General features: G+C 67.4%; 13 protein-coding genes. 4 read left to right on the top strand and 9 right to left on the bottom strand.

Translation table 11 applies throughout. The features are described from left to right. The first annotated feature begins 64 nt into the window (after positions 1-64). Positions 65-1966, top strand: a complete 1902-nt coding sequence (locus C8C96_RS15630) for a propionate--CoA ligase (RefSeq protein WP_121942882.1) — start codon at positions 65-67, stop codon at positions 1964-1966. Positions 1967-1991: 25 nt separating this feature from the next. Here C8C96_RS15630 and C8C96_RS15635 read toward each other — a convergent pair whose 3' ends face one another. The 5 genes from C8C96_RS15635 to C8C96_RS15655 all read right to left on the bottom strand — a co-directional run bounded on the left by C8C96_RS15635 (position 1992) and on the right by C8C96_RS15655 (position 9667). Beyond that, entirely contained in the window at positions 1992-2438 is a 447-nt protein-coding gene (locus tag C8C96_RS15635; RefSeq protein WP_121942883.1) for a GNAT family N-acetyltransferase, read from the bottom strand. 93 nt (positions 2439-2531) lie between these two features. After that, positions 2532-6353, bottom strand: a complete 3822-nt coding sequence (locus C8C96_RS15640; protein WP_121942884.1) for an EAL domain-containing protein — start codon at positions 6351-6353, stop codon at positions 2532-2534. Positions 6354-6510: 157 nt separating this feature from the next. Next, entirely contained in the window at positions 6511-7437 is a 927-nt protein-coding gene (locus C8C96_RS15645; RefSeq protein ID WP_121942885.1) for a DMT family transporter, read from the bottom strand. After that, positions 7434-7985: a methylated-DNA--[protein]-cysteine S-methyltransferase gene (locus tag C8C96_RS15650; protein WP_121942886.1), complete on the bottom strand. Its 552-nt coding sequence runs from the start codon at positions 7983-7985 to the stop codon at positions 7434-7436. Before C8C96_RS15650 ends, C8C96_RS15645 begins: the two co-directional genes overlap by 4 nt. An 80-nt stretch (positions 7986-8065) precedes the next feature. Then, positions 8066-9667 carry a DNA-3-methyladenine glycosylase 2 family protein gene (locus C8C96_RS15655; protein ID WP_121942887.1) on the bottom strand — a complete coding sequence of 534 codons (1602 nt, stop codon included), beginning with the start codon at positions 9665-9667 and terminating at the stop codon, positions 8066-8068. Between the two features lie 162 nt (positions 9668-9829). Between C8C96_RS15655 and C8C96_RS15660 the strand changes: the two genes are divergently transcribed. From C8C96_RS15660 to C8C96_RS15670, 3 genes are read left to right on the top strand one after another with little or no spacing between them, the layout of a single operon-like run. Further along, a complete protein-coding gene (locus C8C96_RS15660) occupies positions 9830-11218 on the top strand; it encodes a phosphomannomutase/phosphoglucomutase (protein ID WP_121942888.1) in 1389 nt (462 codons plus the stop codon). A 20-nt stretch (positions 11219-11238) separates the two neighbouring features. Beyond that, positions 11239-12018 (top strand): carbon-nitrogen hydrolase family protein, encoded by a 780-nt coding sequence (locus C8C96_RS15665; protein ID WP_121942889.1) that lies wholly within the window; start codon positions 11239-11241, stop codon positions 12016-12018. Beyond that, a complete protein-coding gene (locus C8C96_RS15670) occupies positions 12015-13388 on the top strand; it encodes a 3-deoxy-D-manno-octulosonic acid transferase (protein WP_121942890.1) in 1374 nt (457 codons plus the stop codon). The genes C8C96_RS15665 and C8C96_RS15670 overlap by 4 nt, the downstream gene beginning before the upstream one ends. A 52-nt stretch (positions 13389-13440) precedes the next feature. Here the strand turns inward: C8C96_RS15670 and C8C96_RS15675 are convergent, their stop codons facing one another. The 4 genes from C8C96_RS15675 to C8C96_RS15690 all read right to left on the bottom strand — a co-directional run bounded on the left by C8C96_RS15675 (position 13441) and on the right by C8C96_RS15690 (position 19218). Then, positions 13441-14775 (bottom strand): TolC family outer membrane protein, encoded by a 1335-nt coding sequence (locus tag C8C96_RS15675; RefSeq protein ID WP_121942891.1) that lies wholly within the window; start codon positions 14773-14775, stop codon positions 13441-13443. A 117-nt stretch (positions 14776-14892) separates the two neighbouring features. Beyond that, entirely contained in the window at positions 14893-15246 is a 354-nt protein-coding gene (locus C8C96_RS15680) for a rhodanese-like domain-containing protein (RefSeq protein WP_121942892.1), read from the bottom strand. 34 nt (positions 15247-15280) lie between these two features. Beyond that, positions 15281-15994, bottom strand: coding sequence for a protein-L-isoaspartate O-methyltransferase (locus C8C96_RS15685; protein ID WP_121942893.1), 714 nt, complete (start codon positions 15992-15994; stop codon positions 15281-15283). Positions 15995-16035: 41 nt separating this feature from the next. Further along, the gene (locus tag C8C96_RS15690) at positions 16036-19218 is read right to left on the bottom strand and encodes an efflux RND transporter permease subunit (RefSeq protein ID WP_121942894.1); all 3183 of its coding nucleotides are present in this window, start codon (positions 19216-19218) and stop codon (positions 16036-16038) included. Positions 19219-19229: the final 11 nt, after the last annotated feature.

Genomic DNA, 19229 nt, shown 5'->3' on the forward strand with positions numbered 1-19229 from the left:
ATAATTATGAATTCAAAACCTGCTGTCCTGGCAGGGCGAGAGAGATGCCGAGGAGACACCCACGATGACCGCACACAGCACCTACGCCGACTTCTACCGCCAGTCCATCGACCACCGAGACACCTTCTGGAGCGAGCAGGCGAAGTTGATCGACTGGAAGACGCCGCCCCAGCAGGTGTGCGACTACAGCAACCCGCCGTTTGCGAAATGGTTTGTGGGCGGCACCACCAACCTGTGCCACAACGCGGTAGACCGCCATCTGGCCACGCGCGCCAGCCAGGCGGCGCTGGTGGCGATATCGACAGAAACCGACACCGAACGCAGCTACAGCTTTGCCGAATTGCATGCCGAGGTGCAGCGCATGGCGGCGGTGCTGCAAGGCCTGGGCGTGAAGAAGGGCGACCGCGTGCTCATCTACATGCCCATGATTGCCGAGGCCGCGTTTGCCATGCTGGCCTGCGTGCGCATTGGCGCTCTGCATTCGGTGGTGTTTGGCGGCTTTGCCTCGGGCTCGCTGGCCTCGCGCATCGAAGATGCCGAGCCGGTGGCCGTGGTCAGCGCCGATGCCGGGTCGCGCGGCGGCAAGGTGGTGCCGTACAAGCCGCTGCTGGACGAGGCCATTGCGTTGTCCAAACACAAGCCCGGCGCCGTGCTGATGGTGAACCGGGGCCTGGCCCCCATGCACCTGCAGGCAGGTCGCGACCACGAATGGGCGCCGCTGCGCGAGCAGCACCTGAACACCGTGGTGCCCTGCGAATGGGTGGAATCCACCCACCCCAGCTACACGCTGTACACCAGCGGCACCACGGGCAAGCCCAAGGGGGTGCAGCGCGACACCGGCGGCTACACGGTGGCGCTGGCGGCCAGCATGAAGCACATCTTTGACGCCAAGGCGGGCGATGTGTACTTTGCGACCAGCGACATCGGCTGGGTAGTGGGCCACAGCTACATTGTTTACGGCCCGCTGATCGCGGGCATGACCACCATCATGTACGAAGGCCTGCCCACGCGGCCCGATGCGGGCGTGTGGTGGAGCATCGTCGAGAAGTACCAGGTCACGCACATGTTCTCGGCCCCCACGGCGGTGCGGGTGCTGAAGAAGCAGGACCCGGCCTACCTCGCCAAATACAACGTGAAAAGCCTCAAGGCCCTGTGGCTGGCGGGCGAGCCGCTGGACGAGCCCACGGCCCAGTGGATCAGCGACGCGCTGGCCGTGCCCATCATCGACAACTACTGGCAGACCGAAACCGGCTGGCCCATCCTGACCCTTGCCAACGGCGTGCAGCAGCAGACCACACGCTTCGGCAGCCCCGGCAAAGCCATGTATGGCTATGGCGTGAAGCTGATCGACGAGGCCACGGGCGAAGAACTGACCGGTGCCAACCAGAAGGGTGTGGTCGCCATCGAGGGCCCGCTGCCCCCCGGCTGCATGCAGACGGTGTGGCGCGACGACGCGCGTTTTGTGAACACCTACTGGAAGAGCATCCCCGGCCGCCTCATCTACAGCACGTTTGACTGGGGCATCCGCGATGCCGACGGCTACCACTTCATCCTGGGCCGCACGGACGATGTGATCAACGTGGCCGGCCACCGCCTGGGCACGCGCGAGATCGAGGAGAGCATTGCCTCCCACCCCAACATTGCCGAAGTAGCCGTGGTGGGCGTTGCCGACAGCCTGAAAGGCCAGGTGGCGATGGCGTTTGCCGTGGCGCGCGATGCGTCAGGGCTTACCGATGACGCTGCACGCCTGAAGCTCGAAGGCGAGGTCATGAAGCAGGTGGACCACCAGCTCGGCGCCGTGGCGCGGCCGTCGCGCGTGTACTTTGTGACCGTGCTGCCCAAGACCCGCAGCGGCAAGCTGCTGCGCCGCGCCCTGCAGGCCGTGGCCGAGCGGCGCGACCCCGGGGACCTGACAACGATGGAAGACCCGGCGGCGCTGCAGCAGGTGAAGGACCTGGTGGGCTGAGTTCAGGCCCGCCCGGGCCGGCGGGTCACTGCAGTGGCCTGGCAACAAATGCCTGTTTACCCTGCCGGTCAAACCCCGCCTGCTCGTAAAAGCGCAGGGTGTTTTCGTCCTTGCGGCCCGTCATCAGCATGACCTTGTAGCAGTGCTCCCGCCAGGCATGGGCCAGGGCGTGCTGCAGCAGCGCATGCCCCCAGCCCTGGCCGCGATGGGACGAGTGCGTCACGACGTTCTCGATGACGCCGTAGGGACGGCATGCACGCGTGAGGTTGGGGATGACGGTCAGCGTGCAGGACGAGACCAGCACACCCTCATCCCACCCACCAAAGTACCGAATGCGTGGGTTGGCGAGCGCCTCGGCCCACACGGTCTGCACCTCGGGTAGTGGGGGCAGCGGGTCGTCTTGCGCGTGCAGGTGGGTGTACAGACTGAGCAGGGGGGCCAGGTCTTCGGCGCTGAGTTCACGGATGTTCAAGGCCAGCCTCCAGGGGGCGAAGAATATGCTTGGTTGCTACCAAACTCATAGCTGCTGACGCATACGATACTAGCGCCTGGCAAGGTTTTAATGCTACAAAACCGGCCGGTTTCTCTGCCACTCCGCAGGCGGCTGCCAGGTGGGCGTCCAGCCGATGAAATCCTCCAGCGGCATGGGCCGGGCAATGCAGTAGCCCTGCGCCTGCAGGCAGCCCAGCTGCAGCAGCATCTGCCCCTGTTCGACGGTTTCCACCCCTTCGGCGATCACCCGGTAGCCGAACGAGCGTGCCAGGCCGATCACACCCTGCACGATGGCCAGATCCCCCGGGTCGCCCATCATGCCGTGCACAAAGCTCTGATCGATCTTGAGCGTGTCCATGGGCAGGCGGCGCAGGTAGGTCAGCGACGAATAGCCGGTGCCAAAGTCGTCCAGCGCCACCGTCACGCCCATGGCGCGCAGGGCGTTCAGGGTGTCGGCGACTGCGCTTAGGTCGTACAGGGCGGCGCTTTCGGTGATCTCGATCTCGACCAGGTGCGCGGGCACCCGGGGGTGGCGCGCCAGACAGCCGGCCACCCAGTCGGCAAAGTCTGGTTGTTGCAGGTGCTGTGCAGCAATGTTGATGCTCAGCGGCATGGGCATGCCCCGGTCCTGCAGCTGCTCCAGCACCGTGAGCGCGGCCTCGGCCACCCATTCGCCAAAGCCGATCTCCAGATCGGTGCCCTCCAGCAGCGGCAAGAACTCGCCGGGGGACACCAGGCCCCGCTCGGGGTGCTGCCAGCGTGAGAGCACTTCGGCGCCCACCACCGTGCCACTGCGCATGTCCACCTTGGGCTGCAGGTACAGGATGAACTGGGCTTGCGCCAGTGCCTCGCGCAGGTAGTGCCCCTGCGCGCGCAGCAGCTGCAGGGCGCGCTCCTGGGCGGCGTCAAACTGGTGGAAGCGGTTGCGCCCCGCCTGCTTGGCCGCATACATGGCCTGGTCGGCATGGCGCAGCAGGGTGTCGGCGTCGGCGTCGTCCTGCGGAAAGATGGTGTAGCCGATGCTGGCCGTGACGACCACGCGCTCGGTGTCCAGCGTGTAGGGGGCCGAGACGCTTTCCATCACGCGTTCCAGCATGCGTTCGCAGTCGTTCACCGAGCCGAGGCCAGGCATGAGGATCACGAACTCGTCGCCACCCAGCCGGGCCACCGTGTCCAGCGGCTGCAGTGCGCGCGTGAGCCGCCCGGCCACCACCACCAGCAGGCGGTCGCCCGCCCCGTGGCCCAGGCGGTCGTTGACGGGCTTGAAGCCGTCCAGGTCGAGGTAGGCCACACCCAGCTGCTTGCCGGTGTCACGGGCCTGGGCCATGCATTCCTGCAGCTTGCGCGCCAGCAACACCCGGTTGGGCAGGCCGGTGAGGGCGTCATACAGCGCCAGGCGCTGCAGCATCACCTCCTGCTCGCGCTGGGGGGTCACGTCGATGGCCACACCGAGCATACGTGCCGGGCGGCCTTGCTCGTCAAAGCCCACGATCTTGCCCAGGTTGCGCACCCAGCGCACCGGCTCGTTGGGCTGGTTCAGCCGCCAGGTGGCGTCAAACGGGGTGCCCAGGTGGGCGGTGTGGCGCGACAGCTCGGTGGTGATGCGGTCGATGTCGTCCGGCGCAATGGCCATGGTCCATTGCACAGCCGCAGAGGTGTCGCCGGTGACCGGCAGCCCGCGCATGGCACGCCAGCGGCGGTCGCCCGTGACCAGGCCGGTCTGCAGGTCCCAGTCCCACAGGCCGAGCGATGCGGCGGAGATGGTGAGCGACAGCAGGGCCTCGCGTTCACGCACCTGCACCTCGTTGCGCTTGCGGTCAGTGATGTCGTGCACCGAGAACAGCCAGCAGGGCTCGCCATCGAACTCGGTGGCGCGCATGGACTGCAGCACGGTGCGCCGGGGGCCATTGCGCACGTTCAAGGTCACTTCGTAATCGCTGAGGTGGCCGTTCTGGCTGACCTGCTCCATCAGGCGCTGGCGGTCTTCAGCGGTGAAGATGCCCAGCTCGACGGCGGTGCGGCCGATGGCCTCTTCGCGGGGAATGCCCAGCATCTCGACCCAGGCAGGGTTGAGGTCCACATAGCGGCCATCGCTGCGGTGCGACAGGCCCATGGGGTAGGGCATGAGATGGAAGATGCGCGAGAAGCGCTCCTCGGACTGGCGCAGGCGCTGCTCGGCACGCTTGGCTTCGTCGATGTCCTGCATCACGCCGCGCACCCTGACCACGCGGCCGTTCTCGATCACCGGCTCGCCCCGGGCGCGCACCCAAAAAAGATGGCCGTCGGCGTGATAGACCTCCATCTCCATGCTCCACTCAGCGCGTGAACGGATGCTCTGGCGGAACTTTTCGCGCAGCGGCTCGCGGTACTGCGGGGCCACATGGCGGTCGATGTAGTCGCTGGGGGGCGGCTGGTTGGGTGACAGGCCGTGGATGTCAAAACACATGTCCGACCAATACACCAGTCCACGGCCCCGCTCGTCCTCCCATGCGCCCAGCCGGGCCAGTCGGCCGGCTTGCTGCAGCTGGTTGTAGAGCGCCCGAAGTTCGTCGCTGGTGCGTTGGGCTTCGGTCATGTCGTGGAAAACGAAAACAAAGCAGTTTTCGCCATTCACAAGCACAGAGCGTGCCGACATCAGGCCCGGCACCTGCACTCCCTTACTTTTCGCAACCAGGGGCAGCCGGTCCACCTTGCCTTCTCGCTGGTAGGTGTCCAGCAGCCGCTTGCGCTCGTGCTCGTTGGCCCAGATGTGCAGTTCCGACGAGGTGCGGCCCAGGACCTCCTCGCGCGTGAAGCCCAGCAGCTCGCAGAACGCCGGGTTCACATCGATGTAGCGCCCGTCGGCTATGCGGGTGATGCCTGCCGGGTCGGGCAGCGTCTGGTAGAAGGTGGTGTATTTGGCCTCGGCGGACAGCAGGGCCTCCTCGGCCTCGCGGTGGGCGGTGATGTCCACGTCCATGCCGATCAGGCTGGCAGGGCGGCCCTGCGCATCGCGCCGGGCGACGGTGCCACGGGACATCAGCCAGCGCCACCGCCCCTGGGTGTCCATCACGCGGAACTCGGCCTCGTAGCTTTCCTCCAGCCCGTCCATGGCACGGGTCAGCTTGGCGGCATTGCGTTCAGCGTCCAGCGGGTGGCGCCGTGCGTACCAGCGCTGCCAGAGGTCGGGCGACTGCAAGTCGGCACTGGTAATGCCGTAGGCCTCGTAAAACCGGCCATCACAGAAAAACCGGCGTTCGACCACATCCCATTCCCAGCGGCCGCCGCCCAGGGCGTCCAGCGCCAGGCGCAGCTGGTGCTCCTGCTGGCCCAGTGTCTGCTGGATCTCGTTGCGCGCCAGCTCGGCGCGGGCCCGGCTGGCAATCACCAGCCAGCCAATCCCAAGCATCAGCACGCCCGCGCCGTGGTGCCAGTGCATGTTGCTGGCGCCTTCAGGGGCCGTGCTGGTGGCCGTTGTGACCAGCGAAACCACAAGCGGCAGTGTGAGGGTCAGTCCGGCCAGTGGCGCCCAGTCGGGCCAGGCCCAGCGCTGGCCCAGGCTGCGCCACGTCCAGCCGGTAGCCAGCGCGCCGCCCAGAACGGTGGTGGCGGGCCAGACGGCCGAGGTGTCTGTCCAGAGCGCGGCCTGCAAGGCCAGCAGGGCGGTGATGGCCGCCGCCGGCACGCCAAAAAACAACGCCACGAACGCCGTGGCGGTGGGGTAGGCCACGATATGGAGCTCCGGCGCATTCCATCGCAGCGCCTCGAAAGCTGCGGTGGAGACCAGCCCGCCAGCCACACCGAGCAGGATCAGGGTGCGCCGGGACGGGTGCAGAGACTCCTGCGGCGACAGCCAGACCGGCACCAGCAGCAGCAGCATGAGGGCAGTGCCCGCCAGCAGCGTGTTGTTACCCATGGTGTTTTCCTTGGGTGGTCTGGTCGCTGAAGCGGGCGGCTGCGGGTCTGAAAAGTGGCGAACAAGCCAAAAGAGGGAGCGGGTGCATGTCGCGACCTGTGCCGCATGTGGCCTTGCTCAGAAGGCATGCACCCGATAAAAAAACCATTCGCCAAGTTTAGGCCTGTTCTGAGGTGGGCCGGGCGGGCCGCGGCGTCCTGATAAGTCCGGTTGACAACAAGGTGCCGCACACGATCACCAGCGCGCAGCCCACCATCCACGGCGTGATGGTCTCGCCCAGGAACAGCGTGCCATACAGCACGGCGAACACCGGGGTGATGAAGGTCACGGCCAGCGCGCGGCTGGGGCCCGCGTGCTCGATCAGGCGAAAGTACAGGATGTAGGCAATGCCGGTGCACAGCACGGCAATGGCCAGGATGGCCGCCCAGGCGCGTACACCGGGCATCTGCGCCGGCCACAGCCACAGTGTGGGCAAGGCCAGGCCCAGCGCGGCACCCAGCTGGCTGCCGGCGGCCGTGGCCAGCGGCGGCAGCCCCGTGAGGTGGCGCCGCGCAAAACTGGCCGACACGCCATAGAACGCCGACGCCAGCAGGCAGGCCGCAATCGCCCAGTGGGCGTGGTCGGTCTTGAACCCGGTGCCGGCAGGTGCGCGCCAGGCCAGCAGGGCCACGCCCACAAAACCCAGGGCCAGCCCCACCCAGCGCAGGCGGTTGATGCGGTCACCCAGCCACACCCAGGCGATCAGCGCACCAAACAGCGGCACCGTGGCGTTGAGGATCGAGGTCAGACCCGTGGCGATGTGCAGCACCGCCCAGGAAAACAGCGAGAACGGAATCGCCGAATTGATGACCCCCGCAAACAGGATGGGCCGCCAGTGCTGGCGCAGCGCAGGCCAGTGGCCCTGGCGCAGCATGATGGGCCACAGGAACACCGTGGCCAACGCCACCCGCAGGCCGGCGGTGGGCAGGGGACCAAAGTCGGACGCGCCCAGGCGCATGAACAGGAACGACGCGCCCCAGAGTGCGGCCAGCAGGATGAATTCGCCGATCCAGGTGGAGACGGGCCGGGTGGCGGGGCTGTTCATGCGGTGGCTTTCATGGGATGGGCTGCGGCGGCCAAAAGGGGTGCATTCTCCAGCGTCAGCAAAGCCCTCTTGCGATCGAGGCCGCCTGCATAGCCCGTCAGGCTGCCATCGGCACCCAGCACACGGTGGCAGGGCACCACCACGCTCAGTGGGTTGCGACCCACGGCGGCACCCACGGCCCGCACGGCGCTGGGGTTGCCCAGCTGGCGGCCCAGCATGCCGTAGCTGATGGTCTGGCCCCGGCCAATCTGCAGCAGCGCGCGCCACACCGATTGCTGGAATGCCGTGCCCCCCGACAGGTCCAGCGGCAGGTCGAAATGCTGGCGCTGCCCGCCCAGGTATTGCTGCAGCTGGTGGGCGACTTCTTGCAGCACAGGGTGGTCGCCAGGGGCCAACGCCCAAGCCTCGGAACCGTACAAGTGGGCGCTGGGCTCGTGGCGCTGGCCTTCAAACCAGACGCCCGACAAGCCGTTGGGGGAAGCGGCCAGCCGCACGGGCCCCAGCGGGGTGTCGGCCCGTGCCTGCACGGTGAAAGAGTGGAACTGCATGCTGAGAGGTCTTGAAAGAGTGGTAGAGGCCGTTTTGGGGCGAAATTGGCACCATGCGCTAGTGTTTATTGCCTGGTGTGCTACTGTTTTGATAGTATCCGAGCATCTGTAGGATGAGCCGCTCCGGCACTGCTGCCACCAGCAGCCCAGGCGCGCAGCACCGCGTAGCTGCGCCAGGGGCGCCAGGCCTGCGAGGCCTCTTGCGCGGCGCGTGCCGGGTTCTTGTGCTGCTGCACCCCCAGCGCCTTGTGCAGCGCCACGTCCCCCGCCGGAAAGGCGTCGGGCCAGCGCAGCACCCGCATGGCGATGTACTGCGCCGTCCAGTCACCAATGCCGGGCAGGGCGCACAGGGCGGCGGTGGTGCTCGGCACGTCGGCTCCCGCGTGCAGGGGCAGGGTGCCGCTGTCCACCGCGCGGGCCAGCGCCACGATGGCCGCTTGACGCTGGCGCACGATGCCCAGCTGGCCCAGCGTGTCGCCATCGGCGCAGGCCAGGGTGGCTGCGGTGGGAAACAGCCGGTGCAGCCCGGGCCAGGGCGTGGCGATGGGTTCACCCAGCCGCTCCACCAGCCGCTGGCCCAGCGTGCGCGCGGCCGCCACGGTGATCTGCTGGCCCAGCACGGCGCGCACGGCCAGCTCAAAGCCGTCAAACGCTCCGGGCACACGCAGGCCATCGCCGTCCGGAAAGTGCGGGTGCAGCACGCCGTTGATGGCCGCGGGGTCGGCGTCCAGGTCGAGCATGGCACGCACGCGGCGGATGACGAGCGGCAGCACGGGGTACAGGCTGTCGCTGGTCTGCAGCAGCACCTGGTGGCGCGCCAGGTCAAAACGGGCACTCAGCCAGCCGGTGGTCTCCTGCGGCAGGCCGGTGCAGGTCCTGGCCAGCCGCACGGTGCGGCGCAGGCCGGGGCTGTCCGCACCATGCACAACGCACTCCACGCCATGGAACTGCCGCTTTTCAAAAAAGGCCAGCAACGCCGCCACGTCCAGTGGCGGGCGCCACGCCAGGCGCACGGCGCTGGTGCGCCCCGCGCCCGATGCGGCGCTGCCACCGCCGTTGCGCCGCAGCTGGGTGGGGTTGAGCCCGTAATGCCCCACAAAGGCGGCATTGAAGCGGCGCACGCTGGCGAACCCGCTGGCGAGTGCGACCTGCGTCACGGGCATGGCGGTGTCGGTAAGCAGCTGCTTGGCCGTGAGCAACCGCCGTGTCTGCAGATATTGCAGTGGCGATACGCCCAGGGCCGCCTCAAAAATACGGCGCAGATGCCGGTCGCTCACGCCCAGCCGCTCGGCCAGGCGGGCCACGGTGGCGCTGCCCTCGCCGGGTGCGGCCGGTGTGGGCCAGAGGTCGGGCGCGTCCAGCAGGCGCACGGCTTGCTGCACCAGAATGCCGCTGGCGTCCTGCACCGACCACACCATCGCCTGGGGGGCCAGCTCGGGCCGGCAGCGCAGGCAGGGGCGAAACCCGGCGCTTTCGGCCTGCGCCGCCAGCGCAAAAAAACGGCAGTTCTCGCGCCGGGGTGTGCGCACGGCGCAGACGGGGCGGCAGTAGATGCCGGTGGAGGTCACTCCGGTGAAAAAATGCCCGTCAAACCGCGCGTCGCGCGCCTGCAGCGCCAGGTAGCGGCCTTCGTCGGATGCCACATCCGTGGCGGTGTACGAGGGGGGAGCGGTCGGGGTCATGGGCAGATCATAGGAGCCTGGCTTCGCACCACTGGCCGTTTTCGGACCTGTGCCTTTGGCAAGGGCAGGGCGCGCGCCTGAGGCATCGACTGACAATCACCCCCAGGGCCGCCGCCTACAATGCAGCGGACTTTTCAACCCCATCACGAAAGGCCCCCCTGCGTGCAACCGACCCCCGCCATCTTCAAAGCCTATGACATCCGCGGCATCGTGCCGTCCACCCTGAACGAAGACGTGGCCCTGGGCCTGGGCCGGGCCTTTGGCACCGCAGCACGTGCGGAAGGGCAGACCACCGTGGCGGTGGGGCGGGATGGGCGCCTGTCCGGCCCCGCCATGTCGGCGGCGCTGATCCGGGGGCTGGTGGAGGCGGGCATCGAGGTGATCGACGTGGGCCTGGTCACCACGCCGCTGCTCTACTTTGCGGCCAGCACGCTGTGCACCAGTGGTATCCAGGTCACCGGCAGCCACAACCCCAAGGACTACAACGGCTTCAAGATGGTGCTGAACGGCCGCGCCATCTATGGTGATGAGATCCAAGGCCTGCGCCGCACCATGGAGCAGGAAAGCTGGCAGCTGCTGGCCGGCGGCTCGGTCCGCCATGTGGATGTGCTGCCCGCGTACCGCGAACGCATTGTGGGTGACGTGAAGCTGGCCCGGCCGCTCAAGATCGTGGTGGACTGCGGCAACGGCATTGCCGGCGCGTCGGCCCCCGCCATTTTCCGTGCGCTGGGCTGCGAGGTGATCGAGCTGTTCTCGGAGGTGGACGGCAACTTCCCCAACCACCACCCCGACCCGAGCAAACCTGAAAACCTGCGTGACCTGATCGACGCCCTGAAGGCCAGCGATGCCGAACTGGGACTGGCCTTTGACGGCGACGGCGACCGCCTGGGCATTGTGACCAAGGACGGCACCAACATCTTCCCCGACCGCCAGATGATGCTGTTTGCGCAAGACGTGCTTTCGCGCGTGCCCGGCGGCGAGATCATCTTTGACGTGAAGTGCACCCAGCGCCTGGCCCCCGCCATTGCAGCGGCCGGTGGCGTGCCGGTGATGTTCAAGACCGGCCACTCGCTGATCAAGGCGCGCATGAAGGAGACGAACTCTCCCCTGGGTGGCGAGATGAGCGGCCACATCTTCTTCAAGGAGCGCTGGTACGGCTTTGACGACGGCACCTATGCCGGCTGCCGCCTGCTGGAGATCCTGAGCCGCAGCAGCGACCCGAGCGCCGTGCTGAACGCGCTGCCCACCAGCTTTTCGACCCCCGAGCTGAACGTGGCCTGTGCCGAGGGCGAGCCGCACCGCCTGACGGCCGAGCTGCAGGCCCTGTCCGCAGAAACCTTTGCCGCGCCCGCCGCCATCAGCAGCATCGACGGCTTGCGTGTGGACTGGCCCGATGGCTTTGGCCTGATCCGCGCCAGCAACACCACCCCCGTGCTGGTGCTGCGCTTTGAGGGCCACACGCCCGAAGCCCTGGCCCGCATCGAGGCCGCCATGCTGGCGCTGCTGCACCGGGTCAAGCCCGACGCCCATGTGGGCGCAGCCAGCCACTGACATTGTCTGCCGCACGCCCGATGCTGTCGCTCTCCACCCCCCTGTGTGTCGCTGCCGCCCAGACGCCGTCGGCGCCGGGCGACTTGGAGCGCAACCTGCAAACGCACCTGGCCTGCGTGCGGGCCGCTGCCCACCAGGGCGTGCAACTGCTGCAGTTCCCGGAGCTGTCGCTCATGGGCTACGAGCCCGCGCTCATGGCAGACCATGTACTGACGGCCGACCACCCCGTGCTGCTGGCCTTGCGCCAGGCCGCCCAAAGCCATGGCATGGCCCTGGTGGTGGGTGCTCCGGCTGGGCCTGCGGAGCAGGGCGCATTGCCCGCCATTGGTGCCTGGCTGCTGGGGCCTGACGGCAGCGTGGCGTTGTACCGCAAGCGCCATCTGCACGACAGCGAAGAGCAATTTGCCAGCGCGGGCACGGACGACGCGCAGGTGCAACTGGTGGCCGGCGAGCCCACGGCACTGGCTGTGTGCGCCGACATCACCCATCCCGAGCATGCCCAGGCGGCCCGTGGGGCGGGCGCGGCCCTGTATGCGGCGGGCGTGCTGATCTCCGAAAAGGCCTATGCGGCCGAATCGGCCATGCTGGAAGGCTACGCGCGTGACCACGACATGGCCGTAGTCGCGGCCAACTACAGCGGCACCTCCGGTGGCTACGTGAGTGCGGGGCGCAGCGCCTTCTGGGCGCCCGGTGGCCGCTGTGTGGTGGCTGCGCCGGGTGACGCGCCCTCCATCGTCTGGGCACAGCGCAGCGACAGCGGCTGGGCGGGTGGTGTGCTGAGCCTGTCTGTGCCCGCATGAACGCCGCGCGGGCCCTGTATTCGCTGCTGACCTGGAGCGCGCAGCCGCTGCTGCGCCGCAAGCTGCGCCGCCGTGCAGTGGCCGAGCCGGGCTACGCCTACGCGGTGGGAGAGCGCTTTGGCCGCTACCCGGCCCCCATCGACAGCCTGATGCCCCACAGCAGCACCGACCCGCTGGGGCGGTTTGTGTGGGTGCATGCCGTGTCGCTGGGCGAAACCCGGGCCGCCGCCATCTTGCTGGCCCAGTTGCGTGAACAGCTGCCAGGCATGCGCCTGTTGCTCACCCACGGCACCGCCACAGGGCGGGCCGAGGGCGAAAAGCTGCTGCTGCCGGGCGATGTGCAGGTGTGGCAGCCCTGGGACACGCCGGGCGCCGTGGGTCGGTTTTTGCGCAAGTTCCGCCCGGCCATCGGCATCCTGATGGAAACCGAGGTGTGGCCCAACCTGGTGGCAGGCTGCCGGCAGCGGCGCATTCCGCTGGTGCTGGCCAATGCGCGCTTCAACGAGATATCGCTGCGCAAGGCGCAGCGCCTGTCAGCCCTGGCGCGGCCTGCGTATGGCGGCCTGACGGCAGTCTGGGCCCAGACGCAGGAAGACGCCACGCGGCTCGCGGCCATGGGCGCACCGGTGCGTGGTGTGCTGGGCAACCTCAAGTTTGACGTGGTGCCCGACGCACAGCTGCTGGAGCGGGGCCGCGAGTGGCGCACCCGCACCGGCCGCCCGGTGGTCTTGCTGGCCAGCAGCCGCGAGGGCGAGGAGGCCATGTGGCTGGAGCAGATCCAGAAAATACGGCAAAAATCGCCCCAAGCGCAAGTGGATCATGCCTTGGCAGCTATCAATAGTGAAGCATCTGGCGACGATTTTCCCCCCGTGCAATGGCTCATCGTGCCGCGCCACCCGCAGCGGTTTGACGAGGTCCACCAGCTGCTGCAGCGTGCCGGCCTGTCGGTGTCGCGCCGCAGCACCTGGGCGGCGGCACCTGCGGCCGCTGACGTCTGGCTGGGGGACTCGATCGGCGAAATGGCGTTGTATTACGGCCTGGCCGATGTGGCCTTGCTGGGCGGGAGCTTCGCCCCACTGGGCGGCCAGAACCTGATCGAGGCCGCTGCCTGCGGTTGCCCCGTGGTGCTGGGCCCGCACACCTTCAACTTTGCCGAGGCGGCCGAACTGGCGTGCGCGGCGGGGGCAGCACAGCGGGTGCCCGACCTGGCACAAGGAATGGCACAGGCTGCAGCGCTGGCGGGGGACGCCCGCGCCCATGAACAGGCCAGCGAGCGGGCCACCCGGTTCGCCGCCACGCACCGAGGGGCTGCGCAGGCCACGGCGCGTGCGATTGTGGCGCTGGTGCAGCCCGAGGGCGGCCTGCACTAGGCCTCAGCAATTCATGCACGGGATGCACCCCGGCGCGGGGTGCAAGGACCAATTACTTGGCCAGCAGTGCGTTGACCGCTTCGATGTCCTGCTGCGACAGCGCGCCTGCCGCCTGGCGCAGCTTGAGCCCGCCCAGCAGCACGTTGTAGCGGGCCTGGGCTAGGTCACGCTTGGTCTGGTAGAGCTGGCTTTGGGCGTTGAGCACGTCGATGTTGATGCGCACACCCACCTGGTAGCCCAGCTTGTTGGCGTCCAGCGCGCTCTGGCTGGAGGCTTCGGCCGCTTCCAGGGCCTGCACCTGGCCCTGGCCGGACTGCACGCCGTAGAACGCTGCGCGCGTGGCCTGGGCCACGTTGCGGCGGGCGGTTTCGAGGTCGGCCTCGGCCTTGGTTTCGAGGGCCAGGGTTTCCTTCACGCGGTTTTGCACGGCAAAGCCTGCAAACAGGGGCAAGTTCAGCGCCACGCCCACGCTGGCGGCATTGCTGCGGGCCGTGACGCCGGGCGAGGTGATGGTGCCGTGCAGGTTGCGCGTGACGTTGTAGCCCGCCTGCAGGTCCACCGTGGGCAGGTGGCCGGTTTCGGCTTTTTTGGTCTCCAGCCGCGCAATGTCCAGCGCAATGGCGGCCTGGCGCACGCCGGGCTGCTGGTCGCGGGCGGTGTCCACCCAGGTGGCAAGGTTGTCCGGCACTACGCCAGGCAGTTGCACCGGCAGTGCCAGGGGCTGCGGCTTGGTGCCGGCGATGCCGACCAGCTGGTCCAGCGCCAGGCGCTTGACGCGCAGATCGTTCTCGGCGGCGATCTCCTGGGCAATCACCAGGTCGTAACGGGCCTGGGCTTCACGCGAATCGGTCACCGTGGTGGTACCGACCTCGAAATTGCGCTTGGCGGCGGCCAGTTGCTCGGACACGGCGGCCTTCTGGGCCTGCACAAAGGTCAGCGTGTCTTGTGCAGCCAGCACGTCGAAGTAGGCCTGGCTCACCCGCACCAGCAGGTCTTGGGTGGCGGCATCCAGCTGGGCCTGAGCCACATCCACGCCGCGTTGGCCTTGTTCCAGCGTGATGCGATTGGCAGGCCGGTACAGCGGCTGGGAGGCATTGACCCCCACGGTCTGTGCCGTGCCGGTGTTCTCGATCTTGGGTTTGCTCAGCTCTACGTTGGAGCGGGTGAGGCCCCCGGTGAGTGCGGCGGAAGGCAGCAGGCCGGCGCGGGCCTGGTCGGCCTTGCGGGCTGCGGCGTCCAGCTGCGCACGCGCCGACTGCCAGGCCGTGTCATAGGTGCGGGCCGATTCGACCAGTTGCAGCAGGCTTTGGGCCTGGGCTGGTGCACACAGCGCTGCACCCAGCGCCAGGGACAGGATGGACAGGGACAGGGGCCTAAACGGTGTCATTGGGGGTCCTTCGGAAGAGTCTGCGAATCGAATCGGGGTGGGCAGCGGCGGGCAGCACTGGGGCATGGGTGCGGCAAGTGCGGTCCATCAACAACGGTCCATCAACCACAAAGGGCGTCAGTAGCGCGGCACCGCCGGATCGCTTTCGTGCGACCAGGCGTCAATACCGCCGGTGATATTGGCCAGATGCTCGAACCCGTGGTGCTGCAAGAACGAGGCCACGCGCAGGCTGCGGGCGCCGTGGTGGCACAGGCAGGCAATAGGGCGTTGCGCCAGGCGAGCGGGCTCCAGCTCGGCCAGCCGCGCGGGCAACTCGCCCATGGGGATGGCCACCAGCTCAAATCCGTCGGCGCGCACGCTGGCGGTCTGCAGCTCCCAAGGCTCACGCACGTCCAGCACCAGGGGCTGGCTGCCTTCAGGTGCAGCGGCAAACCAGGCAGACAGCTGGGCGGGGCGGACGTGATCGATCATGCAAAACTCCGAAGGCAACCGAAGGGCAGGGGGGTCAGAACGTGAAGCCAGAGGGCTCGGGGAAGTTCACCAGGCGCGGCGCGATGGTGTCCCAGGGCGATGTGGTCTCAAAGCGGCCGCCGGTGCGGCGGGTCAGGGTGAAACGCATCACGGGCTCGCCACCCACGATGGCGCCCAGGCGGCCCCCATCACGCAGCAGGGATAGCAGGTGGCTGGGCACCTCGGCCACGGAGCCGCTGAGCACAATCACGTCAAACGGGCCGTCAGGGATGGCATCGCGGGCGCCATCGGCCTGGCGCACGTCGGCGTTCTGCACGCCCGCGTCGCGCAGGTTCTCGCGGGCCATTTCGGCCAGCTCGGGGTGGATTTCGAGGGACACCACACGTTCGGCGCGGGCGGCCAGCAGAGCGGCCATGTAGCCCGAGCCGGCGCCGATTTCGAGCACGCGGTCGGTGGGCAAAATCCGCAGGTCTTGCATGATGCGCGCTTCCACGCGGGGTTGCAGCATGCTGTGGCCTTTGCGCACGGCTTCTTCAGCGTCGTTGCCCAGCAAGGGCACTTCAATGTCCATGAAGGCCAGGCTGCGGTAGGCAGGGGGGACAAAGTCTTCGCGGCGCACCACGGCCAGCAGGTCCAGCACGTCGGCGTCGAGCACATTCCAGGGGCGGATCTGCTGCTCGATCATGTTGTAGCGGGCCTGGGCGATGGGATCGCTGATGTTGGCGGACGTGTTCAGGGGCAGGTTCATGGGATTTCTCCGTGGGGCAGATGCAAGGCCGATCGGGGCGATCAGGACAAACCTTCGATTTTAGGCGCTGCCGGGGCGCGTCCCATCTTGCGAAGCGCCCACTGGGCCAAGTCGTCCATGTAGCAATACACCACCGGCACCACCACCAGGGTCAAGAGCGAAGAGGTAATGACCCCGCCGATCACGGCCTGGCCCATGGGCGCGCGCTGCTCGGACCCTTCGGACAACGCGAACGCCAATGGCACCATGCCGAAAATCATGGCCAGCGTGGTCATGAGGATGGGGCGCAGCCGCACCCGGGCGGCCAGCAGCAGCGCGTCGGCGCGCGGCAGGCCGGGCACGGTCTGGCCGGCGTCGTTCACATGCTCCTCGCGGGCGCGGATGGCGAAGTCCACCAGCAGGATGGCGTTCTTGGTCACCAGGCCCATCAACATCACCACGCCGATGATGGAGAACATCGACAGCGTGGAGCGGAACATCAAGAGCGCCAGCACCACGCCAATGAGCGTGAGCGGCAGCGAGGTCATGAGCGCCAGCGGCTGCAAAAAGCTCTTGAACTGGCTCGCGAGGATCATGTAGATGAAGATGATCGCCATGGCCAGCGCCGAGATGGCATAGCCGAACGATTCGGCCATGTTCTTGGTGGACCCGCTGAATTGGTAGCGGTAGCCGGGCGGGAAGGTCACTTCCTCCAGTGCCTTCTTGATGTCGTTCGACACTTCGCCCGCCGAGCGCTGCGCCACGTTGGCGTTCACGGCCACTTCGCGGGTTAAGTCGCGGCGGTTGATCTGGTTGGCGCCGGTGGATTCGGTCACGCTGGCCACCTGATTCAGGCGCACGATGCGGGTGGCACCATCCGCGCCAGCCAGCGCAAAGGGCAGGCGCTCCAGGTCGGCGGGCTGGGTACGGGCTTCGGGGGCCAGGCGCACGTTCACGTCGTAGGTCTGGTCGTCCGGGGCGCGCCAGTTGCCTACCGTGGTGCCGGCCACCAGGGTGCGCAGCGAGGCGGCCATGGGCGCCACCGACAGCCCCAGGTCCGACGCCACGTCGCGCTTGACCTCCAGTGCGATCACCGGCTTGTTGGGCTTGGCGCTGGTGTCCAGGTCCACCAGCCCCGGGATGTCGCGGATTTTTTCGGTGACCACCTTGGTCAGCCGCTCCAACTCCTGCAGGTCGGGTCCTTGCAGCGAAAACTCCACCTGTTTGTTGCCGCCCACGGCGTCCAGCAGGCCCACATGGGTGATGGTGATGCCGGGCACGGTCTTCAGGCGTTCGCGCAGCACGTCGGACATCTGGTCCACGCTGCGGGTGCGGTCCTTGCGGTCCACCAGGCGCACGTAGATGTTGGCGTAGATCTTGCCCTGGGCGCTGCCCGTGTTGATGGTGGCCAGCGTGTAGCGCACCTCGGGCATCTCGCGCAGGATGCCCTCGACCTGCCGTGCCTTGGCCTCGGTGGCTTCGAGCGACGAGCCCACCGGGGTGTAGAAATTGATCGAGGTCTCGGAAAAGTCGGCCTTGGGAACAAATTCGGTGCCCAAGAGCGGGACCATGAAGATGCTCAGCACAAAAATAGCCAGCGCAATGCCCATGGTGGCCAGCTTGTGCACCAGCGACCACCGCAGGATGCGCTGGTAGCCCTCGGCCAGCGAATCGGTGGCGCGGTCGAACCAGCCTGTCACGCGGCCGATTGTCTTGTCGTAGAACGTGACCGGCTCCGTGCGTTGGCCGTGCGCGTGGATGCTGGGGTCGTGCCACACGCTGGACAGCATGGGGTCAAGCGTGAAGCTCACGAACATTGAGATCAACACCGCCGCGACGATGGTGATGCCGAACTCGTGGAAGAACTTGCCGATGATCCCGCCCATGAAACCGATGGGCATGAACACCGCCACGATGGACAGCGTGGTGGCCAGCACCGCCAGGCCGATTTCCTGCGTGCCGTCCATGGCGGCGTCATACGCACCCTTGCCCATCTGCACGTGGCGCACAATGTTCTCGCGCACCACGATGGCGTCGTCGATCAACAGGCCCACGCACAGCGAGAGCGCCATCAGCGTGATCATGTTGATAGTGAAGCCGAACATGTTCATGAACAAGAACGTGCCGATCAGCGCGATGGGCAGGGTCAGCCCGGTGATCACGGTGGAGCGCCAGGAGTTCAGGAACAGGAACACGATCAGCACCGTGAGGATGGCACCCTCGATGAGGGTCTGGCGCACGTTGTTCACCGCCACGCGGATGGGGCGGGAGCTGTCGCCGATGGTTTCCAGCCGCACGCCGGGGGGCAGCTGGCTCTTGAGTTCGGCCACCGCCGCGTTCAGGCCGTCCACCACCTCGATGGTGTTTTCGCCCTGCGACTTTTGCACCGACAGCAGCAGCGTGCGCTGGCCGTTGTACAGGGCCAGGCTTTCCACTTCCTGCGCACCATCGTTCACGCGGGCGACCTGGTCCAGCCGGACCGGCGCGCCGTTCTTGCGGGCCACGATGATCCTGCCGAAGTCCTCGGGCCGCTGCATGCGCGCGTCGATCTGCACCACGCGCTCCTGCGCCAGCGAGCGGATCGCGCCCACGGGCAGATCCTGGTTCTCGTTGCGCACGGCATTGGCCACCTGGTCGGGTGTCACGCCAAAGGCTTCCAGGGCCTGCGGGTTGAGGTAGATGTTGATTTCGCGCTTGGTCGCTCCCACCAGGTTCACCGCGCCCACGCCGCGCACGTTTTCCAGGCGCTTCTTCAGGATCTGCTCGGCCCAGGTGGTCAGTTCCACCGCGCTGCGACCCGATTTTTCGTCGGGCAACACGGCCAGCGACCATACGGCGCGGCTGGCGGGGTCAAAGCGCAGCACGCGTGGCTCCTTGACCTCGGTGCGCAGCAAGGGACGCACGGTGGCGACCTTTTCGCGCACATCCTCGGCGGCCTTGCGGCCGTCGATGTGGAGCTGGAACTCGATGATGACAACCGCCGTGCCCTCATAGCTGCGCGAGGTGAGGGCGTTGATGCCCGCAATCGAGTTGACACCTTCCTCGATCTTTTTGGTGACCTCGCTCTCGACGATTTCAGGCGACGCACCGGGGTAGTCCACGGTGACCACCACCACCGGGAAGTCGATGTTCGGAAACTGATCGACCTTGAGGCGCTGGTACGAGAACAGGCCCAGCACGACGATGGCGAGCATCACCATCGTGGCGAACACGGGGTTTTTAAGACTGACTTTGGTGAACCACATGGCGCGTCAGC

Origin of the sequence: Acidovorax sp. 100 (assembly GCF_003688355.1) — a bacterium.
GTDB lineage: Bacteria > Pseudomonadota > Gammaproteobacteria > Burkholderiales > Burkholderiaceae_C > Acidovorax > Acidovorax delafieldii.